Source organism: Bradyrhizobium sp. Pha-3, assembly GCF_042258615.1.
In the GTDB taxonomy this organism is placed as follows: Bacteria; Pseudomonadota; Alphaproteobacteria; order Rhizobiales; family Xanthobacteraceae; genus Bradyrhizobium.
In genome coordinates, this window is record NZ_CP170152.1 from 6,349,183 (window position 1) to 6,370,215 (window position 21,033).

At 63.2% G+C, this 21,033-nt stretch carries 23 protein-coding genes and 1 pseudogene; 9 read left to right on the top strand and 15 right to left on the bottom strand.

Going from position 1 to position 21,033, the window contains the following annotated elements:
- Positions 1 to 41: 41 nt before the first annotated feature.
- From ACE10Z_RS30025 to ACE10Z_RS30050, 6 genes are all read right to left on the bottom strand, one after another.
- Complete coding sequence (locus ACE10Z_RS30025) at positions 42 to 668, bottom strand: methyltransferase domain-containing protein (protein ID WP_375783991.1); 627 nt, start codon at positions 666 to 668, stop codon at positions 42 to 44.
- Entirely contained in the window at positions 665 to 1,954 is a 1,290-nt protein-coding gene (locus ACE10Z_RS30030; protein ID WP_375783992.1) for a polysaccharide transporter, read from the bottom strand. The genes ACE10Z_RS30025 and ACE10Z_RS30030 overlap by 4 nt, the downstream gene beginning before the upstream one ends.
- Before the next feature lie 26 nt (positions 1,955 to 1,980).
- Positions 1,981 to 3,273, bottom strand: a complete 1,293-nt coding sequence (locus tag ACE10Z_RS30035; RefSeq protein WP_375783993.1) for an O-antigen ligase family protein — start codon at positions 3,271 to 3,273, stop codon at positions 1,981 to 1,983.
- Complete coding sequence (locus tag ACE10Z_RS30040) at positions 3,270 to 4,385, bottom strand: glycosyltransferase family 4 protein (RefSeq protein WP_375783994.1); 1,116 nt, start codon at positions 4,383 to 4,385, stop codon at positions 3,270 to 3,272. The genes ACE10Z_RS30035 and ACE10Z_RS30040 overlap by 4 nt, the downstream gene beginning before the upstream one ends.
- Positions 4,386 to 4,388: 3 nt before the next feature.
- Positions 4,389 to 5,144, bottom strand: coding sequence for a class I SAM-dependent methyltransferase (locus tag ACE10Z_RS30045; protein WP_375783995.1), 756 nt, complete (start codon positions 5,142 to 5,144; stop codon positions 4,389 to 4,391).
- Positions 5,145 to 5,216: 72 nt separating this feature from the next.
- Positions 5,217 to 7,490 carry a polysaccharide biosynthesis tyrosine autokinase gene (locus ACE10Z_RS30050; RefSeq protein WP_375783996.1) on the bottom strand — a complete coding sequence of 758 codons (2,274 nt, stop codon included), beginning with the start codon at positions 7,488 to 7,490 and terminating at the stop codon, positions 5,217 to 5,219.
- Positions 7,491 to 7,867: 377 nt separating this feature from the next.
- Here ACE10Z_RS30050 and ACE10Z_RS30055 point away from each other — a divergent pair, with 377 nt between their 5' ends.
- The 4 genes from ACE10Z_RS30055 to ACE10Z_RS30070 all read left to right on the top strand — a co-directional run bounded on the left by ACE10Z_RS30055 (position 7,868) and on the right by ACE10Z_RS30070 (position 10,946).
- A complete protein-coding gene (locus ACE10Z_RS30055) occupies positions 7,868 to 8,152 on the top strand; it encodes a hypothetical protein (RefSeq protein ID WP_375783997.1) in 285 nt (94 codons plus the stop codon).
- A gap of 125 nt (positions 8,153 to 8,277) precedes the next feature.
- Positions 8,278 to 9,570, top strand: a complete 1,293-nt coding sequence (locus ACE10Z_RS30060; RefSeq protein ID WP_375783998.1) for a hypothetical protein — start codon at positions 8,278 to 8,280, stop codon at positions 9,568 to 9,570.
- A gap of 7 nt (positions 9,571 to 9,577) precedes the next feature.
- Positions 9,578 to 10,357 carry a metallophosphoesterase family protein gene (locus ACE10Z_RS30065; protein WP_375783999.1) on the top strand — a complete coding sequence of 260 codons (780 nt, stop codon included), beginning with the start codon at positions 9,578 to 9,580 and terminating at the stop codon, positions 10,355 to 10,357.
- Entirely contained in the window at positions 10,350 to 10,946 is a 597-nt protein-coding gene (locus ACE10Z_RS30070; protein ID WP_375784000.1) for a hypothetical protein, read from the top strand. The genes ACE10Z_RS30065 and ACE10Z_RS30070 overlap by 8 nt, the downstream gene beginning before the upstream one ends.
- A 39-nt stretch (positions 10,947 to 10,985) precedes the next feature.
- On the opposite strand, the gene ACE10Z_RS30075 is transcribed toward ACE10Z_RS30070, so the two are convergent.
- Positions 10,986 to 12,428: an undecaprenyl-phosphate glucose phosphotransferase gene (locus tag ACE10Z_RS30075; protein ID WP_375784001.1), complete on the bottom strand. Its 1,443-nt coding sequence runs from the start codon at positions 12,426 to 12,428 to the stop codon at positions 10,986 to 10,988.
- A gap of 95 nt (positions 12,429 to 12,523) precedes the next feature.
- Between ACE10Z_RS30075 and ACE10Z_RS30080 the strand changes: the two genes are divergently transcribed.
- A complete protein-coding gene (locus ACE10Z_RS30080; protein ID WP_375784002.1) occupies positions 12,524 to 12,829 on the top strand; it encodes a hypothetical protein in 306 nt (101 codons plus the stop codon).
- A gap of 14 nt (positions 12,830 to 12,843) precedes the next feature.
- Here the strand turns inward: ACE10Z_RS30080 and ACE10Z_RS30085 are convergent, their stop codons facing one another.
- The gene (locus ACE10Z_RS30085; RefSeq protein WP_375784003.1) at positions 12,844 to 13,218 is read right to left on the bottom strand and encodes a transposase; all 375 of its coding nucleotides are present in this window, start codon (positions 13,216 to 13,218) and stop codon (positions 12,844 to 12,846) included.
- Positions 13,219 to 13,885: 667 nt separating this feature from the next.
- On the opposite strand from ACE10Z_RS30085, the gene ACE10Z_RS30090 reads away from it, so the two are divergent.
- Positions 13,886 to 14,074 carry a hypothetical protein gene (locus tag ACE10Z_RS30090; RefSeq protein WP_375784004.1) on the top strand — a complete coding sequence of 63 codons (189 nt, stop codon included), beginning with the start codon at positions 13,886 to 13,888 and terminating at the stop codon, positions 14,072 to 14,074.
- A 196-nt stretch (positions 14,075 to 14,270) separates the two neighbouring features.
- Here ACE10Z_RS30090 and ACE10Z_RS30095 read toward each other — a convergent pair whose 3' ends face one another.
- The 6 genes from ACE10Z_RS30095 to ACE10Z_RS30120 all read right to left on the bottom strand — a co-directional run bounded on the left by ACE10Z_RS30095 (position 14,271) and on the right by ACE10Z_RS30120 (position 18,053).
- Positions 14,271 to 14,483 carry a hypothetical protein gene (locus ACE10Z_RS30095; RefSeq protein ID WP_092125205.1) on the bottom strand — a complete coding sequence of 71 codons (213 nt, stop codon included), beginning with the start codon at positions 14,481 to 14,483 and terminating at the stop codon, positions 14,271 to 14,273.
- Between the two features lie 1,018 nt (positions 14,484 to 15,501).
- Complete coding sequence (locus tag ACE10Z_RS30100; RefSeq protein ID WP_375784005.1) at positions 15,502 to 16,572, bottom strand: NAD-dependent epimerase; 1,071 nt, start codon at positions 16,570 to 16,572, stop codon at positions 15,502 to 15,504.
- 55 nt (positions 16,573 to 16,627) lie between these two features.
- Positions 16,628 to 17,044 (bottom strand): hypothetical protein, encoded by a 417-nt coding sequence (locus ACE10Z_RS30105; protein ID WP_298367491.1) that lies wholly within the window; start codon positions 17,042 to 17,044, stop codon positions 16,628 to 16,630.
- A 55-nt stretch (positions 17,045 to 17,099) separates the two neighbouring features.
- The gene (locus tag ACE10Z_RS30110; RefSeq protein WP_375784006.1) at positions 17,100 to 17,375 is read right to left on the bottom strand and encodes a hypothetical protein; all 276 of its coding nucleotides are present in this window, start codon (positions 17,373 to 17,375) and stop codon (positions 17,100 to 17,102) included.
- Positions 17,376 to 17,532: 157 nt separating this feature from the next.
- A complete protein-coding gene (locus ACE10Z_RS30115) occupies positions 17,533 to 17,730 on the bottom strand; it encodes a hypothetical protein (protein ID WP_375784007.1) in 198 nt (65 codons plus the stop codon).
- Between the two features lie 164 nt (positions 17,731 to 17,894).
- A complete protein-coding gene (locus ACE10Z_RS30120) occupies positions 17,895 to 18,053 on the bottom strand; it encodes a hypothetical protein (protein WP_229168758.1) in 159 nt (52 codons plus the stop codon).
- Between the two features lie 819 nt (positions 18,054 to 18,872).
- On the opposite strand from ACE10Z_RS30120, the gene ACE10Z_RS30125 reads away from it, so the two are divergent.
- From ACE10Z_RS30125 to ACE10Z_RS30135, 3 genes and pseudogenes are all read left to right on the top strand, one after another.
- Entirely contained in the window at positions 18,873 to 19,850 is a 978-nt protein-coding gene (locus ACE10Z_RS30125) for a Ku protein (protein WP_375784008.1), read from the top strand.
- A gap of 67 nt (positions 19,851 to 19,917) precedes the next feature.
- Positions 19,918 to 20,006, top strand: a pseudogene (locus ACE10Z_RS30130) (oxidoreductase); the annotation flags it as partial.
- A 350-nt stretch (positions 20,007 to 20,356) separates the two neighbouring features.
- Positions 20,357 to 20,542, top strand: a complete 186-nt coding sequence (locus tag ACE10Z_RS30135) for a Cas8a1 family CRISPR/Cas system-associated protein (RefSeq protein ID WP_375789958.1) — start codon at positions 20,357 to 20,359, stop codon at positions 20,540 to 20,542.
- Here ACE10Z_RS30135 and ACE10Z_RS30140 read toward each other — a convergent pair.
- Positions 20,458 to 21,033 (bottom strand): hypothetical protein, encoded by a 576-nt coding sequence (locus ACE10Z_RS30140; protein ID WP_375790119.1) that lies wholly within the window; start codon positions 21,031 to 21,033, stop codon positions 20,458 to 20,460. The two genes, ACE10Z_RS30135 and ACE10Z_RS30140, sit on opposite strands and share 85 nt — an antisense overlap.

Consider the following 21,033-nt stretch of genomic DNA (forward strand, 5'->3'; position numbering starts at 1 on the left):
GCGATCCTTCGTGCAACCGTGTATCGATTTGCCGATCTCGCTCACTTGATCGCCTCGAAGAAGATCGATTCGTCCGGCCGGTTGTCGAGCCGGTCGATGTCGGGACAGACCCCCTCGCGGTAGGCCCGGCTGTGGGTCTCGGAACAGCCCGCGTCGCGGAACAGCGCCGCGAGGGAGGCGCGCGTAAAGCCCCAGTGATGCGCAAAGGCGGCCTCCCTGCGGCGCTCGATCTCGAACACGCCCTGGAGGAAGGCCTGCGGCGCTGCCGGATCGTAGAGGGCGACGATCCGTTCCATGTCGGGGACGATGATCCGGCACACCCCACCCGGTGCCAGCGCCCGCGCGATCTCACGCGCCAGCCGCTCGACCTCATCGGGAAACAAATGCTCGAAGACATGCGCGCTGAACACCGCCGAAAGGCTGCCATCCGCGAACGGCAACGGCTTGGTCAGGTCCATGTAGCGCAGCCCGGCAAACTTGCCCTGGCGATGCTCGGCATAGCGCGCGTCGCTCAGCAGGCCGGCGAGATGCAACGCTTTCGCTGCGAGCGGCAGGCGCGCGATCCACAGATGCATCGTGATGTCGGTGTTGATCCAGCCCTCGATGCCGCAATTGAAGGCGCCGATATGCAGCCTCGAGAGCGAGCGGCCGGATGCGTCGTCGGTCATGTCTGCTCCCGCACCGAATTGGTCAGCACAACCACGATCACCGACGCCGCGCTGGAGGCCACCATCGCCGCAACCGCCCCCATCACCTGCCAGGCCTCCGCCGCAAGCGGCAGGACGCAGCACAGCGCGAGGAGGCCGGCGATCCGGCTCAGCATGAACCGCTGCGGCCTGCCGGTCGCAAACAGCGGCAGCGCGAGGCCGAGCCACACCGCGTCGAGCGCCATCGCAGCACCCATCAAAGCGAGGCTGCCGGTGCCGATCTCGTAACTCTGGCCGTGGATGACAAGGGCGAGCATGCGCTGTCCGAGCAGCACAGCCACCGCGCCATAGGCGAGCGCGATCGAGCCGAGCAGCACGGCGTTTTCGCGCGCAGCAGCGGCGACCGCGCTGCGCCGGCCGGCGCGCAGCTCGGCTGCGATCTCCGGCAGCCGGACCGAGAACATCGTCGCGCAGAACTGGCTGAGCGGTGCGAACACCAGGAGCAGGATCCGCAGCGACGCGCTCGCGTCCAGCCCGATCAGGAAGCCGCAAACCGGGATCAGCCCGATGCTGCCGATCCAGTAGGTGAGCGAGGTCGCGACGAACCAGCGGCCGTTCCGAAACAGCCGCCGCAGCGAGCCGTGGAAAATCCTGGTCTGCGGCCAGGCCAGTTCGCTGGTGTGAACGAGCAGCGAGCTGCCGGCGAGCGCCGCCGAGATCGCGATGCAGGCCATCGCAGCCGCAGCGCCGGTCAGTTTGAGCGTGATCATCAGCCCGGCCGCGGCGACGAGCGCCACGCAATAGGTCAACGACGATCCCACCGCACGCGACAGCCGCCCATCGAGATAGCAGATGCGGCGGAACATGCTTTGCAGCCGAACCGCAGGGATCGCGAGCCCGGTTGCGATCACGAGCCCGCCCGCGGTGCCGCCGACAGCACCGATCACGACGCCAGCAACCACCAGCAGCAGGCCAAGCGCAGCCGAGACGAGTAGCGACGACAGATAGAGGCCGAGCCGCAGCTGCGGCCACCGCGATTTCGGGATGCGATGCGCAGTCGCCGGCAACCCGTCGTCGAACAAGCCGCGCAGAAACACCGCCTCGATCAGGATCGAGAACGACCAGGCGACGCTGAATTGGCCGAATGAATTGATATCGAGCACATTGGCCAGCACGATCGTCAGCACGAAGGCCGAGCCGCTGAGCAGCGCCTGATCGATCAGTCCGAGCGCGACATTGCCCCCGGCGCGCCGCAGCCGCCCCAGCGCGCCGCGCGCGGCACCGGCGACCCGGGCCTGGGCCGCCATTCGATCCAGCCTTTCGGTCAACACACTCACGCCTCACTCACACGCAGTCTGGTAAACGCCCGCCGCGGCGCCATTTGCAGCCTGGCTTCCGGGCCGAAATAGCACCAGAACACCAGCACGCAGCCGAAATAATTATGCAGCAGCTGGCTGGAATCGTTGGCTGACGCGATCACGACGAACAGCAGCATCGCGAACGGCGCCAGCCAGTACATCCCTCGCCGCTCGAACGTGAAGACGATGGTGTTCCACAACGCCCGCGCCACCAGCAGCATATAGAACGCGCCGCCGAGCAGGCCGAACTGGAGGAAAGCATCGAGATAGGAATTCTCGAACGAGCCGAACTCGGTGTTCCATGGCGCCATGCTCGTCAGCTCGTTCGCGGGCGAGTTCGGCAGCTCGTTGAAGAATCCGGAGAAGCCGTAGCCCAGCCAGGGGTGTTGCCAGAAGAAGTGCGGCCAGACCGCCCAGAGGAACGAGCGGCCGGTCAGGTTTCCGCTGCGGCCGACCAGCCCGTACAACTCGTCGCTCGGCACGGCGAACATGACAAGCGCAACAAAGGCGAGCCCGAGCCAGTAGATCGAGGCAGCTCCCCTGTGCCCAAGCACCACCAGCAGCAGCCCGAAAGTCACGGCGAGCGCCGTCAACATGCTGATCAGCGGCCCTGCGGCGCCGGCCGCGGCGAGCGCAAAAAGATGACACCCCATCAGCAACAGCGACCAGCCGAATTGCCGCCGCGGCCCCGCCAGCATGCGCACGAAACAGATCAGCACCATGAGACCGAAAAAGGCGCCCGCGAGATTCTTGTGGCCGAACACGCCGGCATAGGCCCGGGTCCCGAGCACGGTCGGACGATGCAGCGGGTCGTAGTCCCATTGCGAGCCGATCACAGGAAACAGCAGGACATGAACGATCAGCACCACGATCCCGATCCGGAACAGGGTGTCGACGAGCCGATCGACCGGGCAGCTGATCACGACCCAGGCCGAGAACAGCGTGGTCAGGAGATACATCGCGAACTTGACCGATGCGCCCGCGGGGTCGGCGCTCAGCGCCAGCGACACCAGCGCGAAGGCAATGAACGTCAGATAGAGATGTGATTGCAGCATCAGCAGGCCGAAGCGTTTCCGATCGACCGCAATATGCAGCATCAGCAGGATAAAGAGCAGCAGCCACGCGCCGCGGAACAGCGTGGACTCCCCGGCCCGTTCCGCGAACGAGATGCCCTCGATGAAATTGAACAGGAAGTAGATGCAGCCGAGCACCATCACCAGATAGGCGTGGAGAAAGACCTCGGTTCGAAACCACCATCTGCCGATCATTGCACGGCTTCCTGCCGGGCCGGCGCCCTCAAGAGATGATCGACCGCGGCCGCAAAGCGCGCCGCGGCATCGGCAAGTGCGTCCTTTCGCACGCTGTGCCGGGCCTGCTGGGACATCGTCTCCCAGCGCGCGGGATGTTCGAGCAAGCCGCGCGCCGCGTCGACCCAGACCTGCTCATCGAGCGCGCAAACCTGGCCATTAACCTGGTCGCGCACCAACTCGCCGCCCGCCCCGACATGGGGCGACACCAGGCAGGGAACCCCGCACTGCAAGGCCTCGTTGCACACCAGACCCCACGGTTCCAGCAACGATGGCAGCAGCAACAGCCGTGATTGCAGATAGACTTCCGATATCGCATGCCACGGCACATAGCTGTCGTGGCTGACATCGATGCCGGCGCCGCCGAGCCGCGCCAGCATGCGCTGCTCGGCAGCACCGGACCCGACCACGCGAACCCTTAAGCCGGGCAAGACCCGGCCGAGCGCGATGGCGACGCTCTCGAAGAAGACCGCATTCTTGGCGGCGTCGTTGATGCGGGCGCACCAGAGCAGGTGAAATGGACGGTCGTGGAAACCCGGGACGGTGTCCGGCGGATCCCATGCCGGCACCAGCGGCACCACGAACAGATCGTCGTCGCCGACACCTTCGCCACGGAAATACGCCCTGCCCTTGTCGCTGCAACACACGACCGCGTCGCACTGGCGCAGCAGCCATGGCCGCGCCAGGCGATGATAGGCCGTGTTGGGCATCGTCTCGCGCCAGCCGTCGATCGTCAGCGCAAGCGCCTTGCCGTTGGCGCGCGCCCATGCCGCGCCGGCCAGCATCGAGGGATAAAGGCCATTGACGAACAGCAGGTCGGGCGCGAGCGCGTTCAAGGCGCGCCCGATCCCGATATTGAGATGGGTGTGACGCGACCGCGACAGCGGGATCGACACACCGGGCACCGTGCGCGTCGTATAGCGCGGCGTGAACGATCCCGCCCAGGAACGATCGGCCTCCTGCGCGGTACAGGACAGCACGGCGAGATCCAGCCCACGGTCAACCAGCTCGTTGTAGAGCCGGTTGGTGTAGGGTGTGATCATGTTGTTGAAGACGACCACGCGCGGCGCCATGGCTTATCGGCTCCGCGGCGGCGCCGCCTCGGCGCGCCGGCAGAGCGCCCCGCAATGATAGGTCGCAAGCCGGGTCGCAAGCTCGGGGCTGACCGACAGCAGCGACTTCCGCACAAGGCTCTTGGCAAGCCCCTTCAACTGCGATGAATGAAAGGCGTGCACCGGCAGGCTGTGATCATAGATACCGAAGCCGGCAACATGGAGCCCCGTTGTCTCCAGCACCAGGCGGAACGTGTCGGGCGTGTAGAAATTGATGTGGCCGATATCGAGCGTCGATTGCAGCGCCCGGCGATTGGTCCGCGCATGCAGCTCGCACGGCACTTCGACATAGATGAAATTCCGCGCCACCCGGGCCAGCTCGTGCAGGAACGCGCGCGGCTCGGGCACGTGCTCCAGCACATGGCTGGCATAGACGAGATCGAACGATCCGTCGGCGAACGGGATCGTTGCGCCATCGTAGCTCGACCAGCGGAACGGGGCTGACGCGGCGCCGTCGGTCTCCAGGTTGGTTGCGGGATCGATGACGTCGATGCCGGTGAAGTCGCGGCCGATGCCGATCGCGGACAGCCGCGCCAGCACGGCGCCGGTGCCGCAGCCGACCTCGAGCACATTGCCGACACCGGCGGCGGACGCGCCGAGCAAGCCGGCAATATGATCGGCCTTGTCGATCGCGCAGACGCGGCGCCAGTCGCGCTCCTGCGCCGAATAGACGCCCTCATAATGCGCGTTGTGCTGTCCGATGCTGAATTCCATCGTCATGGTCTAGCCATCGCTCCGCGCGGCATGCGGGCAAGCCAGACGGCGGCACGCCGGGGCATCCCACCGTGCGTCTCACTCGGTGTAGCCATATCGCCCATAATGCGAGTTGTAATAGTAGTTCTTGCCGCCATAACCGCTGTAGCGGCTCATCGCGGCGATATCGGCCTTGTTGAGGACGACGCCGAGCAGGTTCTCATTCACCGCGCGCGCGCTGCGCAGCGCCCGCTCGACCACCTGCACCTGGGTCTTGCCCCATTCCACAATGAAGACGAAGGAATCGACGAAGTGCGCGGTGATGCGGACATCGACCACCGGCGTCAGCGGCGGGAAGTCGACGATCACGTAATCATAATGGCCGCGGACCCTGTCGATGAAATCCTTCATCTGGTCGGAAGCCAGCACCTCGTGCGAATGCGCGATGCGCGACCGTGTGGCGCCCGGCAGGAAGGCAAGACCGGTCTCGGGATCGCGCCACAGCGTGTCCTGCAATGTCGCATTGTTCGACAATACGTCCAGAATGCCGCGCTCGGCGTTGGCGGCGACCTTGCGGCTGAGCGAGGGATTGCGCAGGTCGCAATCGATCAGCAGCACGCGCGCCCCGCTCTGGGCGACCAATTGCGCGAACACGAAGGCCAGCGTCGATTTGCCCTCGTTGGGCAGCGCCGAGGTCAGGCCAAGGATCTTCGACGGCTTGGTGACATTGAGATCGGCATTGACCTTGATCGAGCGGATCGCTTCCGAGAACCGCGAGAATGGTGAATCGATCGCCGCCCACAGCACCGGCTCGTCGCCGCGCTGGATCATGCGCGCGGCGACCGGCAGGTTCGGACGACCGGCCACCGGTGCCTTGAGCTGGCTTGGCGAGAGGCGGGGAACGATCGCGACGCAATCGGCATCGAGGATGGTCTCGACCATTTCAGCGGTGCGGAACACCCGGTCATAGAGATCGCGCAGCACGCCGAGCGCGAGCCCGGCAATCAGGCCGCCGAGCGCCGAGAGCGCGAGCACGACGAAGGTCTGCGGGTGGCTCTTGCTGAGCGGACGCGAGGCACGGGTGATCACCCGCGCCTCGCTGACCGGAAACGATTGCTGCTGCACATTTTCCATGTAGCGCTGCAGGAAATTGTCATAGAGCGAGCGATAGGTCTGGGCCGAGCTCTCGAGCTCGCGCAGCGTGACCTGAGCCTGGTTGGTGGACTGCGACTGCGAAACCGAATCGTTCACGGCGCGCTCGATCTCGGCCTGACGCTGCTGGGCGATCGCATAATCGCTCTTGTAGCTCTCGGCGAGTCGCTTCAATTCGTCGATGATCGACGACTGGATCTCGCGCATCTGGTTGCGCAGATTGACGGCGGCCAGATGATTGTAGCCGTAGCGGGACGACCAGTCGGCCTCGCGGTTGGCAAGCTCGAGATATTGCGAACGCAGCTTGGTGATGACCTGGTTGTTCAGGGTATCGGCAACCGTCGCATCGGGGACGCCCCCCTTCACAACCGCCTCGATGCGGTCGAGCTTGGCCTTGGCGTCGGTGACCTGCGACTTCACTTGGACCAGCTGGGTGTTGAGCTCGCCGAGCTGCTGCTCGTTGAGCAGCTTGCCGCTGGACGTGACGATGTTGTTGGTCTTCTTGTAGTCGAGCACCGCGCGCTCGGCATTGGATGCCTGGGTGCGCAGCTCCTGGATGCGGTCTTGCAGCCAGACGCTGGCGCGGCGGGTCGACTGATACTTGGAATCGAGCTGCTCGACGATGTAGGCATCGGCAACCGCGTTGGCGATCTGTGCTGCGCGCTCCGGATCGAGCGAGCGGAAAGAGACCTCGATCACATAGGTCATGCCGCGGCGGCGGACGTCGAGCTGCTTCTCGAAGGTGCGGACCGCGCGCCGGGTCCGGTAGAACTCGTTGGGCGGCGCGCTGCCGGCGAACAGGCCGGACACGAAATCCAGCACCGCTCCCGCCGCGCCGGCCCTGGAGCCGATGAATTCCGGATCCTCGTTGAGCTTGAGGTCGCGGATCACCGCGAGCGCCACGTTCTCCGACTTCAGGATTTCGACCTGGCTCTCGACCGCGGAGGAATCGACCGGGACGTCATTCACCGGCGATTGCTGCTGGGCGCCCTGGAGTTTGCGGGTGTCGATGATCATCGTGGCGAGCGCGGTATAGCTCGGCGCTGCCGTCGCCAGGTAGCAGATGCCGCCGAACAGGCAGAGGCCGGCAGTCCCGAGAATGACCCAATACTGCCGCAGCAGATAGGTGACGAAGGCGTCGAAGGTTTCCGCCAGCGACGGCAGTTCGGCCGGACGATTTCTCAGATCGACAGATGGCGAAATCTGGTTGCGCTGAAGCATCTCCGTCCTATCGCCGCGCCGGCAGGATGCATCCTGCCGGACGCGCCAACACCGCCAGGCGCGCAGCGGAACGACCACCGGATCGCTCAAATGTGAACACTGCTATCTCCTTAACGAACACTAACAGTTCGTTAGCATAGTCAGAGTTATCGCGCCAATTAAAACCCCTGCCCGACCGCGCCCCAGGCTGATCGCGCCGGTCATTAACATTCCGCTGTCGGACGCCAGTTCGAGCCGGCTGTCCGGCGTTTTGCCGCGGAATTGGGCGTTTTCCCTGCGCCGCGCGCCTGCGCGCCGCTCGATGGCACCCTTGGGCCGCATGGCCGACAGATTTGCGACGACCGGGTTAACCCCGGCTTAGGACCCGGCCCGACAATATGCGGGCGCAGGGTTTGGTTATGTTATTTGTTTTGCTTGGCAATTTGATCGGCGGCGCCGTGCTTGGGCTGCGCCAGCACTGTCTGGTGCTGGTGCCGGTGATGCTTGCCGAACTCATGCTGCTGGCCGCCATCGGCATAGCGCGCCTCTCGTGGTCCGAGACTGCGCTGCTCATGATCATCGCCATGGTATCGCTGCAGGGCGGATATCTCGCGAGCGCCTTCGCTCCACTGCTCCGGTACCGCACCTCGCCGCAGCTCATCGCCGCGCGCCGTCCGCAGTAACGCGCTACGCCGCCGCGCGATCTGGCGCACCCGATTTCGATTGACCTCGCGGCGAGCCCGGGGCATCCCGCTGCCTTGCGTTCTGATCTTCCGCAGGACCTGTTTCCCAAGGATTTGCCCCTCCCGTGTGGAACGTCACGGCTTTCATCTGCATCTTGATCGGGGCGTCGATTCCGGTGGGTCTCATCGACGCGTCGCTCGCCATTGGTCTGGTCGGCGCCGCAACGTCGCTCGGGCTGCTGGCAAGCCTGACGGCGATCCGGCCAGGTGAACTGTCCTTCCTGAAGCGGGTCGCCGGGCCCGCCGTTGCGGCGGCGCTGGTGCCGATGCTCTGGATCATCCTGCAGATGCTGCCGCTGCCGTTCTGGGCGCATCCGTTGTGGAAGTTCGCCAGCGAAACACTGGAGGCACCGCTCAGCGGCAGCATCACGATCGATACCGGTGCAAGCCTCGGCGCGCTGCTGCTCGGGCTGTCGCTGCTCTCGGTCATGATCGCCGCCACGGCGATCGCGATCGATGCCCGCCGCGCCGACATGGTGGCCCGCAGCGTTGCAGCGACGGCGGCCGTCGCGGCGCTGATCCTGCTGTTGTATAGCGATCCGATCAAAGCCTGGCTTGGCCCGGCCGATGCTGCGCACGACGGGACGGCGAACGGATTCGTCGTCGTCGTTCTCATTGGCGTCCCGTTCAGCCTCGCGCGCGCGCTCGATGTCGGCGGACATATTGGCGGCCGCACGGCGGCCCAGTCGGCGCGATTGCGCCGGCTGCTCGCCGCCAGCGCGCTGTTTTGCGCCGCCAGCGCCTGCTGGTACGGGCGGCGCGGCGCCGCGATCGCGATCGCAGCGGGCATCGCGCTGGTCCTGATGACCTTCGCCGCGCGAAAACTTCATCTGCGTCGCTGGAGCAGCGCTGCCGCTGCGGCCGCGATCGCGCTGATCGCGCTGGTGACGGCGATCGCCAATCGTCATCCCGACGTGGCGCTTGCGATTGCCTTCGCCCATGCGCCGGACGAACTCGTGCAGTCGACCCACAATCTGCTCGCCGACCTGCCCGCGCTCGGCAGCGGCGCCGGCACCACGGCAAAGCTGGCATCGACCTACATGGACTGGCAAGGGGCGACCACGCGGCCCGTGGTGGCAACCAGCGCCGCCGCCTTGATCACGCAGTTCGGTTCCGCCATGTTCTGGACTTCACTCGCGGTTACGATCGTGGGCATCGCCGCGTTCACGGCCGGTGCACGCAATCGCGGCCGTGACTGGTCCTATCCCGCGGCGGCCGCAGCCGTGTTGCTGACGCTGGCGCTCGCCGCCTTTACCTTGCCGGAATTGCCGGCGCTGCCCGGAGTGATCGTGTTGGGAGCCGTGATCGGAACAGGACTGGCGCAGCGGATCAGCCGTTCACCGTTGCAGGCGGGCTAGACCACAGATGCGCAGCCTCCTCCGGCGTATGGTCGGCCAGACCGGCGACCTCGAACATCACGAGGGCGACGAGACCTGCATCTATGCCGTCGGCGATATCCACGGACACGCTGACCTGCTGCATGATATCTGCGCACGGATCGATGCCGATATCCGCAAGTTCCGGCCGGCGCGGCCGATCCAGGTCTTCCTTGGCGACTACATCGATCGCGGACCGGATTCGCGCGATGTGATCGCGATGCTCGATCAACGCCGCCGGACCCGCAGCATGGTCTGCCTGCTCGGCAATCACGAGGCCTGCCTGCTGGAGTTTCTCGTCAATCCCGACATGCTCGCGCAATGGCGGCAATTCGGCGGCCTGCAGACGCTGATGTCCTACGGACTGACGCCCTCGCTCAATCCCGACGCCGCGGAACGCAGGGCGCTCGCCCAACAGTTGGTCCGCCAGATGCCGCCGGCCCATCTCGCCTTCCTGCGCTCGCTGCCGATCACCTATTCCTGCGGCCGCTATTTCTTCGTGCATGCCGGCGTCAGGCCCGGGCTCGCGCTGAAGCAACAGCGCAAGGAGGACCTGCTCTGGATCCGCGACGACTTCCTGCTGTCGGAAGATGATTTCGGCAAGGTCGTGGTCCACGGCCATACGCCGGTGCACGAGGCCGAGCTGCTGCGCAACCGCATCAATGTCGACACCGGCGCGTATGCGACGGGCCGCCTGACCTGCGTCAAGCTGGAGGGTGCGCGGCGAACCCTGCTGGTGACCGGCAACCGGGCAGCGCGCCATGGCTAGCGCGAAGGCTGACGCGACCCGGCATCACGCGCGGCAGCTGTCGCCGGCCTTCGTGCCGGCCGCAATCCTGATCGGCGCCGCGACGCTGGCGTTGTCGATCTGGTGGCTCGCCGCCAATGCATTGCGCGGCAAGCCTTCGCTCGCGGCCGCTCTCGGCGTCGTCAGGAGCGAACTGTGGCTCGCCGACGGCTGGAGCGAACTGCAGACCTCGCCCGAGGCGGCCGAAGCTGCCTTCACCCGCGCGCTGCGGCTCTCGCCGATGGACGCCGGCGGCTGGTTCGGCCTCGCCTCGGCGACCGGGCGATTCGACTGGCTGAACCCGACCGCATCGAAGGCGCTGAAGATGTCCTACTACACCGGCTTCAACCGCAGCGACCTGATCGCGCCGCGCCTGATCCTGCTAGCGCAGGTCGATACCACGCGCGATGTGGAACTGGTCGATCTGTTGCAGCGGCAGATCCGCCTGATCCTCACCCGTGCGCCTGAACTGAAGGGCGCGCTCGGCCAAGCGTATCGCGTGGCGACCGATGCAAACCGGCGCATCATCGAGGCGGAATTCAAGGACGCAGGCCAGAGCATCCCGGAGTAGCGCGCGCCGGCACGCGGGCAGCCGTCGGATGCCGACCCGCTAGATTCCCTTGTGCCGCAGCACCGCGCCGACGGTGCGCAGCAGGATGCGCAGGTCGAGCGCGAAGCTCCAGCTCTTGATGTAGATGAGATCGTGCGCGACCCGCAGCTGCATGTCCTCGATCGCGGGCGTCGCGCCGCGCAGTCCCTGCACCTGTGCGAGACCGGTGATGCCCGGCTTGACGTGCTGGCGCTGCGCATAGCTTGCGATCAGCTTCGAATATTTGTCGTCATGCGCCAGCGCATGCGGCCGCGGCCCGACCAGCGACATGTCGCCGCGCAGCACGTTCACCAGCTGCGGCAGCTCGTCGATGCTGCGGCGGCGCAGCGTAGCGCCGATCCCGGTCAGCCGCGGATCGTTCGCGCGAGCCTGCATGATGACATCGCCGTCCTCGAGCACATGCATGGAGCGGAATTTGAGGATGGTGAATGGCTTGCCGTCGAACCCGTTGCGGCGCTGCCGGAACAGGACCGGCCCCCTGGAGTCGAGCTTGATCGCAATCGCCGTCCCGATCAGAAGCGGCGCGAACAGCACCAGAAGGCCAATCGATGCCACGATGTCGAACAGCCGCTTGCCGGCACGCTCAACCGAGGTCAGCGGCGAGCGCTGCATTTCCAGCGTCGGTATCGGGCCAGACGCCACCATCCGCAGCGCCAGGAACCGTTCCGCCGTCCGATCCGGCAGCAGCCGCACCGGCAGCGGTGACGCCCGCAGCTGATCGCACACGAACTGGATGCGCGGTTCCTGCTGCCAGGGCATCGCCAGGATGATCTCGTCGGCACCGCACTCCCGTGCCGCGCAAATGGCGGACGCGACGGCGGCGCGGTCGCCCGCGTCGTCGGACAGGCCGGACAACTGGATCCGTCGCACCTCGCTCAGGCCGAAATCGCGCAGCAGGCTCGATTGCCGCACCCGGGACAATTCGTCCGTCATCCCGACCACGACCGCGCGACGCGTCGCCAGCATGCCGCGGTCGATCGCACGTTGCAGCGGCGCTTGCAGCAGCATCCGTCCGGTCACCAGCCCAAGGCCGCCGATCAGGCCAAACGACATCACCGACCCGCGCGAGACGCCGGAGCCAACCTTCAGAAGGAAGATGATCAGGGTCATCAGCAGGACCACCAACAGCCACCCGCCGAGCAGGCTGCTCCAGCGCCGGTCGAGACCGGCCAGCACCTGCGCATAGTAGAGGCCCTGCGACTTCGCCACGAACATGTGAAGGATGGCGGCGAGGACGCCGATCCCTAGAAAACCCTCGAAGCTGTTGCTATAAACCGTGTGGTAGTAAAACAGGTGATAGGCCGCGCCGCCAATGATGCTGGACAGCACGACGATGATCATCTCGAAGACGACAGCAAACGCCTCGAGCGAGGCAAAAGCGACCGAGAAGGCGCCGAAGCTAACCGGTACCTTCGCTATTCGAGCGTCCGAAAGGTCCGTCATCGGGAATTAACATTCGTGTTAACAATTCACATGTTTAATATCAGGCAGGTCGTGAGCTCGCAAGACCTGCCGGCAATATCGGGCAGAGAGCTTCCATGAGTTCATCGGCTGGCGAAACAGAGGCCGCGCTACTGGCCCTCCTCCATCTCATCCGCCTGATGGGCGCCGAACTGGTCGCCGGCAAGCACCGCGACGACGTCGAGTTGCTGGTCAAGGCGGTCGAAACGAAGCTGCGTTCGGCCCGTTTTCCGGCTGAAATGCCGAATCAGGACATTGTCAAAGGCCTGGACCTCGCACAGGAGAGGCTACGTCCAATCCTCGAGGAGCTGCGCGCAAGATCCGAGAAAGCGCATCTGAGCGACCAGCTGCTGCTGGCGCCCAGGCCCCCACGTATTCACTAGCGGATCGGCTCACGTCAGCTCTGGACTTCACCACGGCGGGGCAAACCGTTCCCGCCGCTGGACCTGAGCGCAAGCTTCTCCTCGATCTTCATTTTCTCGAGCAGCAGGTCGGTCACAATCCGGCGCAGCCGTTCATTTTCCAGCCGCAATTCGTCAATACGGTTGTGGACGTGGGGAATACCATCTCGATCATCGGTGCGAGCGGCAAGCTCGGTCACAGTACCATTCGGGTGATGGCCGCGTGCGGCCTCCTGCTTGCGCCAGCGGTGAAATGTCATCACGCTAACGCCCAGCACCTTGCACGCTTGGGCTTGTGACTGCCCCCGCGCCATGAGTTCCTCGGCCTGTTTGACCTTGGAACTGATCTCGTCAGTCGAATGACGCCTCATTGGTCATCTCATTGCCCCCTAGATTAGCAATCATCGCATGGCCTATAAGCTATGTAAATGCAACAGGAAATTCAAATTGAGGGTTTCCCGGGGGGCCTTCGGGAGCCTCGAACTTGCCGCCGGCAGCGCCGCATTGCGCGAAGAAAGACCGAAGCTGCAAGGTACTTACCGGAATATATGAGCAATATTCCCGCCGAAAGACGACCTCACAGAAAAAGTTATACGACTTTCTGCGCATGACAATTTGATCCGGATAACTGGCGCACCGTTTGCATTCTCGAATGAGAAGCAAATGAGAACATCCAATCGGTCCTGCGACAGATTGTGAGTGCACCATGCCTCTCCGCGATATCTACGGCGCCGATCAAGCGAGAATTTCACAACATTCTAACAAATTAATCCCGCGACCTTCGCGTCCGGCAGCTTGCGGGCACGCACGCGCAACGGTAGTTACTCAGACGTTAGGCGTCATGAGGGTTTCAACAAATTTGAGGATCATTTTCAGGAAACTTAACACTCATAGCTCGATCCGCGAATTATCAATGAAGCGCTTTCCCACCCGAGGCCATCAGGCGGAACCACGACCGCCCGACAATCCGCGAACTCTTCTGTGCTGACGCTTGTCAGAGCCAGCCTCTGATCAACACATTCTACGAGGATCGACACCATGGCGCGTCTCAAGGTCTTCGAGGGGAAGCAATCCGCGTCCAGCGAGGCGACCGACGCCTTGGAACGCCTCGTCGCGGAGAATTCCGAACTCCGACATACCGCCGTCGAACTGGTCTTGCAGACGTGGATCCTGCGCGAGCGCCTGTCCGACGTCGTGGCGCACAAGCCGGCGCGGCAACAGCACTGACTGCCCTGCCCTCACGACCACAAATTGTCCCCGGCAAACATCAGCTAGGTCGAGCCAGCTCGCTCAAGACGAGGATCAGGCCGCACAACATTCAATTTAAAATTGAATTGTCCGTAGCGGCAAGCGCCGACATCCTCGCCAGACTGGCTTGGATGTGGCCGCAAATTCTGCTCAGTGAGAAACAGGCTGACGGACTTTAGCTGTGGTGAACCCGGCGCAATGCGACGCGCGGGGCGTTCTGCTCACGCGACATGCCGAACGAACGAGACGCGCCTGGACGCTCGTGGATTTCACGCAACGCGGCGATATCAAGCATCAGCGCAACGACTTCATTGCGGAGCGATTGATTGGTCGCGAGCAACGCCTCTTCGATTGGCTGATGCGAATGTTGAACTTTGTGCTGCTTCATGGCGCGCCCTCGCTCTGCGGTTAAGGGTATGAGCGATGTGATTGAAGTTTCGATGACAGAGTTAGATCACGCACATGGAATGCGGTTAATGGGGCAGGTTTGCGACGAACGTGGCTCCGCGTTGAATTTTCTCAACCGGGTTCCACAACCTGATCGCGAAACGTTCGATCGATGGCCTTATATGTGTCCTCGCGATGGGATGTCAGCGGCAGCGACGAGGCGCACGGCCAAGAGCACCGCTGACACTGATCATGAGGCGCGACCAAGAGCATGAAATCATTTGACGATCGTTGATCGCAGCGATCGCCGTCGAACCCGGCGACACGCCTGCCGGCTATCACAGTGTCGCCGCATCAAGGGCTCGGGACGTGATGAGGTGTTCCAGCCTCGAACCAGATATTCCACCAAGCACGACGTGCACACACTAAATCTGCTGCTTTCGATCAATCAGTTTTTTCGCCGCGCATAACAGGTTGAACCGAACAGCATGGATGCAGCGAACCGATGCCGCGTCCTCTGCATTGATCGCAGAATATTTCGATCTGTTTCGGATCTCGAGGCGGATCTGAGCATTCTGATCCGCCCTGACGATGCAGCGGAGGGAATCAACGCTACAGATTCGATCATGCAGGATATTCACCTCGACCCGAGCCGAACGCGACAATGCAATTCTAATTCGAAATGAGCGGTAGTGAGGCGTTTTGGCTTCTGCAGAGGCAGCGAAACGCCCACGTTCTCATCTCACATGCACTTGCACGATTGCCACGGCGGACAGCAGCGGACTCGAGCAACCGCCATAAGCATCGCTAATTCGTAACGCGCGTCGCGATCGCGCGCTATTTCGATTTGGGAGGCGTGTCGTCGCCCATCTTGCCGCCACTGGCGACGCATTTGAACGATTGCACTGGACATGATGAGCGCGGCCGACGCGAACGCAAAACCACTGATAACTCTCAGTGCCGCACTCCGTTCCAAACCGAGCCAGGTTCTTCTCGAGCCGGAATTCGCAGGGAGCGCACTACGTCCGATCGACGTGGTGATAAGCCCGATACCAGGCGACAAATTTGGCAATGCCGTCCTCGATCCGCGTCTGCGGCCGAAAGCCGATTTCACGCTCCAGATCGGAGACATCGGCTGAGGTCTCCAGGACATCCCCCGGTTGCATTGGCAAAAACTGCTTTTCGGCCTGCCGGCCGAAGCCCTGCTCGAGCAGCGCCACCACATGCATCAGTTCTTCCGGCCTGGAGTTGCCGATGTTGTAGACGCGCCACGGCGCCTTGCTCGAACCCGGATCGGGATGCGCGCCCGACCAGTTGACGTCGCCCTCGGGCGCGCGGCCGATCAGCCGCACCATGGCCTCGACGACGTCATCGACATAGGTGAAGTCGCGCCGCATGTTGCCGTTGTTGAACAGCTGGATCGGCTTGCCGCCGGTGATCGCGTCCGCGAACGCGTAGAGCGCCATATCCGGGCGATACCACGTCCCGTACACCGTGAAGAACCGCAGCCCTGTCGTCGGGATGCGATAGAGGTGGCTGTAGGAATGGGCGAGCAGCTCGTTGGCCTTCTTGGTAGCCGCGTACAGGCTGACCGGATGATCGACATTGTCGTGGACCGAGAACGGCAGCTTGGTGTTGGCGCCGTAGACCGACGATGACGACGCAAACAGCAGATGGCGGCACGCCGTATGCCGGCAGCCCTCGAGGACGTTGAGGAAGCCATCCAGATTGGAATCCACATAGGCATGCGGGTTCTGCAAGGAGTAGCGCACGCCGGCCTGGGCAGCGAGATGCACCACGACCTCGAAGCGATAGCGCTCGAACAGCGCCTTCATCCCGGCACGGTCGGCGAGGTCGAGCTCCAGGAAGGTGAAGCCACGGTGCTGCTTGAGCAGATCGAGCCGCGCCTGCTTGAGCGCCGGATCATAATACTGGTTCAGGTTGTCGATGCCGATGACCGGCTGCCCTGTCCGCAGCAAATGCTCCGCCAGATGGAAGCCGATAAAGCCGGCGCAGCCCGTGACGAGTAGATTGCCTGCGATCACCACGTTTCGCCTGTGCCTTTCGCCTTGCGCCGGACCAGGCCGCATACGCCGTCAGGCGCGGGCCGCAGCTTCTGGCTTCGCGTTGCGGCCGCGGGGCGCGTCAGTTGCTGGCGGCCGGAGGTTTGTAGTCCGGAAAGCGGCTCAGGACCGCGGCCTTCATGAACTTGAAGTGCGCAATCTCGGTCGCCAATTCCTTCAGCCGACGCTGGCCGTTGGAGATCTCGGCGTCAAACAGGTCTTGATGATAGTTGTCAAGCGCCTCGCGTTCCAGATACTCGTCGGTGCCGTTGCCCAGCGTCACCGCCGCGCGGGCCAGAACATCGTCGACACGGCGGCCAAGGCCGGATTGCTCGCTTTCGGCCGCCTGCAACGCGGCCTCGATCGCGGCCATGATCGATCCGATCCGGGCGCGGTCGGTCTCGGCATCGCGCTCGGCCGAGCGTGCCTTGAAGCCTTCCTCGCCACGCCGCGACCTGATCAGGTCATGCGCGCGAGTCCGCAAAAACAGCTGAAACATCTGTCAGTATCCGGTTCGGGCCCACTCAGGCAGTATCGCTCAAAATCGCCCGGTCTTAGTTAAAAAAAGATGAATTGCCCTCTTGCCCGGCCCTCAGGTCGGCCTTCCACTTGATCCAGGCCTTGTCGTGCTTGTCATAGAGTTCGACCCACCGTCCCTCGACGGCTGACGGCATCAGCTCCGCGCCGTGGGCTTCCCCGCCCAGCGCCGGCAGGGATGCGTCCAGCCCTTCGAATTCCGACGTCTCTTCAAGCGTGAGACCGACCAGCACGCGCCGTCCACTGACATCGACGACATACCGCCTTGGCGAATGCCCCCTGAGATCGCTCATGCGTGCAAGTTCCCTCACGATGCGCGGGTCAACGGCAGCACCCCGCCGGCACGCGAACCCAGCCCGGCTGCCGCAATGAAGACAAGATGACCGATTGCATGTCGCCCGCCAACCCCAACTCACGCCACTGTCGCGCTACCCCTGTCGAGCTAGCCCGCTAGAACGCGCGGCGCATGTGGCCGAATGCGGTGACCGGCTGTTCCCGCCTCGGCGATTTGGCGGCTGACGGCGCCACATACGGCGCATAGATCCGATATTGCGCGCGGCGCTTGCGCGATCGCCACGAGCGCGCGGCGAAACCGGAGAAGAAGCCGGCGACGAACGCCGCCGCAAGGATGAGAACAGGAGAGAGCATCACATTCGTCCACGTTAGAATCCGATGTTATTAACATTCGGAGTTGTGACGACATCATGATTGCGCGCGCCGAAAGAATGTTCAGCCGCTGGAATTTTTTGTGCAATCGAACGGCGCAACAATGACCAGGCGCCCGCATCGGCTGTGCTCGAGAGCGAGGCGCTTCAGGAGAACCACCACAGCATGAATTTCAGGAACATCGAGCTGAGAAGATAAATCCACCCCGCCATCGCCAGCAGCGTCAGTCCGACGAACACACCTGAGACGCTTTTCTCCTTGAGGCGCGCCAACAGCGAATTTTTTTCTTCTTGCGGATAGAACATCTCAAGCTCAAGACGCGTCTGATTCAAATCAGCTAGCAGCCAATTTCGATGATCTCATGACGCGCTACGACAGCGATTCGCTTCGCACGTCACAGATCTCAGCTGCAAAATCTCGTGAAGGCGCAGGCCATCGAGGAAGATTCCTGGCTCACAAAGTCTTGGCTCACAAAGTCTTGGCTCAAGAAAATTCTGCTCGACAGGGTCAGGCATCCCCTCGCGCCATCGCAGCAGCCCGCGCGCCGGAATTTTCACTTGCATGATATTGCGATCCGCGCCGCGGATACGCGTCGAGCCTGACAATTTCGCGCGACCGCATGCGCGACGGCCATGGCGCGATGCAGGCGTGATCGACCGCACATCCCGCAAGCGCATGGTGGCCGCTCTGCGTGCATCTCAACTTAACAATCAAGACCTCGCATGCGGCGACCGCGATCGCAGCGGCACATCCGGGAAGCGGCGAACCAGACAGTTCCGAGGATCACGACTGCCAGCCCGGTGGAGGCCGTGAGCAGCGCGAGAACCGATGGTCCGAGCTCGGCCTGCCGCGCCTCGGTCGGGGTTTACTATCGTTCCGTTGCTTAAGTGCCTGAAATTCCGGCGATTGCCGCTCCCCTCCGGAGGGCCAACGGGTGATCCGGAGCGATGTTCCGCGCCGTTTGACGGCTGTCCAACGGCGGTCGCCGCCGCCGCGTCAAACGGGCGCAGGCTTGAGGCCACGGTTAACGCCGTTGCCAGATTCACCAGGCCGCGTTGTTTCAAACCGGGGGTCCCGGTGTTATCCTTGACCGATCCGTCGGTTGCGTAATCGGAGTTTTCCCTATGGCCCCCCGCGCCAACTGGAAGGGCTTTTTGCGCCTTTCGCTCGTGACCTGCCCGGTTGCCCTGTACCCGGCGACGTCGGATACCGAGAAGGTCTCCTTCAACCAGATCAACCGCAAGACCGGCCACCGGATCAAATACGCCAAGGTCGACGCGGAGACCGGCGAGGAAGTCTCCACCGACGACATCATGAAGGGCTACAAGGTCGACACCGACACCTATATCGAGGTCACCAAGGAAGAACTCGACGACATCGCGCTGGATTCGACCCGCACCATCGAGATCGACGAATTCGTGCCGCGCAGCGAGATCGACAGCCGCTATCTGATCCGCCCCTATTATCTCGTTCCCGACGGCAAGGTCGGCCACGACGCCTTCGCGGTGATCCGCGAGACCATCCGCAGCATGGACAAGGTCGCGATCGGCCGCGTGGTGCTGACCAACCGCGAGCACATCATCGCGCTCGAGCCGCTCGACAACGGGCTGATGGGCACGCTGTTGCGCTACCCCTATGAGGTGCGCAGCGAGAAGGAATATTTCGACGACATCCAGGATGTGAAGATCACCAAGGATATGCTCGATCTCGCCAAGCACATCGTCGAGCAGAAGTCCGGCGACTTCGATCCGGAGGAGTTCGAAGATCGCTACGAGCAGGCGCTGATCGACCTGATCAACCAGAAGCGCAACGGCATCAAGATCGCCAAGCCCGCGGCGAAGGCCGGCGGCAATGTCATCAACCTGATGGACGCGCTGAAGAAGAGCCTCGCCAACGAGAAGCAGGCCGCTCCGGCCAAGGCCGAGGCAAAAGCGGCGAAGGGCAAGAAGCCGAAGAAGCGCATCGAGGGCCAGCGCGAGATGCTGCTGCCGATCTCGGGCAGCGGCAAGCGCGAGCCCAAGGAGGCCGTCAAGCCCGAGCCGAAGAAGGCCGAGAAGCCCGCGCGTGCGCAAGGCACCGCGGCGCGGAAGAAGGCGGGTTGACCGGCGCGGCGCTGCCGCAGGCCGCCGGCTACATCATGAAGCTATCGGACGACGCCCAGCAGGAGGCGCGCTGGTCGACCAGTTCTATGCGAGGTCGAGCAGATGGGCGGCAAGCGCTGGGATACGTCGAACTTGCTCGCGAGGCTGCAGCGCTAACGCCTGCTCGCATGCGGCCATGGTGACCCGCGCCCGCGGGTCACCTGCCATGCGGCGCCGTCTCGCGAAGGAGAATTCCCCTTTGAAGGCCGCGCTGCCAAAATATCGAAAACAACCCCATGCAAAGTAGCGAATTGAGTGCACTGTCACCGTATTTCTGGGCTTGTTCCAGAGGGTAAGATACCCCGTCTTGGGGCGGGCCCAGTCGCGGAATCAAGCGTCGCAATGATCGAGCCCTGTCGCGATCTGAACAAAGCCTCACCGCAAATGCCGGCTAGCTTTGAGGGCAGCCCCACGACGCCGCGTACCTTTCACCGGGTGAAATGCCATTGAGAGTATCTCCCGCTGTGATGCTGTCGTGTATCGGTGACGTCCGGTCAGTGGCCGTCGTTGCGAATGCCGGGTGCTGTTCAGTATGCGAGCTGCGTCAGGTCAGATTGACGCAAACAGATCATCGCATGCTTGGGCGATATGGCTTTCCCTTTATTGCTTCCACGCTCGCGACCTTGATAAACTCCTTCGTCCTAGGATTCTGAATAATTGTACTTCCAAGTACCACTATCTGTAGCCACAGATTCTCACCTGCCAACCACCTTTCGAACCAACACCGCAAGTCTTGATTGATATCGAACAGTCCGAACTCGCTCATAGTGACCACGCTGCCGGTATTAGCATCAACGCAGGACCAAATTCCGTCCCCCCAATCGCAAAGCGGCAGAAGTGCAACATTTGAGTTTGGCCATAGAGCTTCCCGTAGCTCGCAAAGCGAGCGACCTTCTATGTCCAGAGCCCCTCCTTTGGTTCCGATCAAGCCATCCCCAGGGCCGAATCCACCATTTCCCACGGTTTGCAACAAGCGTTGGTGAAGTGGCTGGAGAGCGAATCCCAATTCCTGCTCAGTAGCTCGGATCAATTCAGGTGTTGCGGGGAGACCGATTTCCCTGGGCCGTGTTCTTGCGAAATCGGTGCGAGTGTCTGCATCTGCTGCTCGCTGGCGGATCGCTTCTATCAGTTGATTTTCAGTCAT

Bases quoted from the DNA above. Each gene is read 5' to 3' on its own strand.
- ACE10Z_RS30025 (WP_375783991.1), bottom strand. From the start codon at position 668: ATGACCGACGACGCATCCGGCCGCTCGCTCTCGAGGCTGCATATCGGC.
- ACE10Z_RS30030 (WP_375783992.1), bottom strand. From the start codon at position 1,954: ATGGCGGCCCAGGCCCGGGTCGCCGGTGCCGCGCGCGGCGCGCTGGGG.
- ACE10Z_RS30035 (WP_375783993.1), bottom strand. From the start codon at position 3,273: ATGATCGGCAGATGGTGGTTTCGAACCGAGGTCTTTCTCCACGCCTAT.
- ACE10Z_RS30040 (WP_375783994.1), bottom strand. From the start codon at position 4,385: ATGGCGCCGCGCGTGGTCGTCTTCAACAACATGATCACACCCTACACC.
- ACE10Z_RS30045 (WP_375783995.1), bottom strand. From the start codon at position 5,144: ATGACGATGGAATTCAGCATCGGACAGCACAACGCGCATTATGAGGGC.
- ACE10Z_RS30050 (WP_375783996.1), bottom strand. From the start codon at position 7,490: ATGCTTCAGCGCAACCAGATTTCGCCATCTGTCGATCTGAGAAATCGT.
- ACE10Z_RS30055 (WP_375783997.1), top strand. From the start codon at position 7,868: ATGCGGGCGCAGGGTTTGGTTATGTTATTTGTTTTGCTTGGCAATTTG.
- ACE10Z_RS30065 (WP_375783999.1), top strand. From the start codon at position 9,578: ATGCGCAGCCTCCTCCGGCGTATGGTCGGCCAGACCGGCGACCTCGAA.
- ACE10Z_RS30070 (WP_375784000.1), top strand. From the start codon at position 10,350: ATGGCTAGCGCGAAGGCTGACGCGACCCGGCATCACGCGCGGCAGCTG.
- ACE10Z_RS30075 (WP_375784001.1), bottom strand. From the start codon at position 12,428: ATGACGGACCTTTCGGACGCTCGAATAGCGAAGGTACCGGTTAGCTTC.
- ACE10Z_RS30080 (WP_375784002.1), top strand. From the start codon at position 12,524: ATGAGTTCATCGGCTGGCGAAACAGAGGCCGCGCTACTGGCCCTCCTC.
- ACE10Z_RS30085 (WP_375784003.1), bottom strand. From the start codon at position 13,218: ATGAGGCGTCATTCGACTGACGAGATCAGTTCCAAGGTCAAACAGGCC.
- ACE10Z_RS30090 (WP_375784004.1), top strand. From the start codon at position 13,886: ATGGCGCGTCTCAAGGTCTTCGAGGGGAAGCAATCCGCGTCCAGCGAG.
- ACE10Z_RS30095 (WP_092125205.1), bottom strand. From the start codon at position 14,483: ATGAAGCAGCACAAAGTTCAACATTCGCATCAGCCAATCGAAGAGGCG.
- ACE10Z_RS30100 (WP_375784005.1), bottom strand. From the start codon at position 16,572: ATGCGGCCTGGTCCGGCGCAAGGCGAAAGGCACAGGCGAAACGTGGTG.
- ACE10Z_RS30105 (WP_298367491.1), bottom strand. From the start codon at position 17,044: ATGTTTCAGCTGTTTTTGCGGACTCGCGCGCATGACCTGATCAGGTCG.
- ACE10Z_RS30110 (WP_375784006.1), bottom strand. From the start codon at position 17,375: ATGAGCGATCTCAGGGGGCATTCGCCAAGGCGGTATGTCGTCGATGTC.
- ACE10Z_RS30115 (WP_375784007.1), bottom strand. From the start codon at position 17,730: ATGCTCTCTCCTGTTCTCATCCTTGCGGCGGCGTTCGTCGCCGGCTTC.
- ACE10Z_RS30120 (WP_229168758.1), bottom strand. From the start codon at position 18,053: ATGTTCTATCCGCAAGAAGAAAAAAATTCGCTGTTGGCGCGCCTCAAG.
- ACE10Z_RS30125 (WP_375784008.1), top strand. From the start codon at position 18,873: ATGGCCCCCCGCGCCAACTGGAAGGGCTTTTTGCGCCTTTCGCTCGTG.
- ACE10Z_RS30135 (WP_375789958.1), top strand. From the start codon at position 20,357: ATGCTGTCGTGTATCGGTGACGTCCGGTCAGTGGCCGTCGTTGCGAAT.
- ACE10Z_RS30140 (WP_375790119.1), bottom strand. From the start codon at position 21,033: ATGACTGAAAATCAACTGATAGAAGCGATCCGCCAGCGAGCAGCAGAT.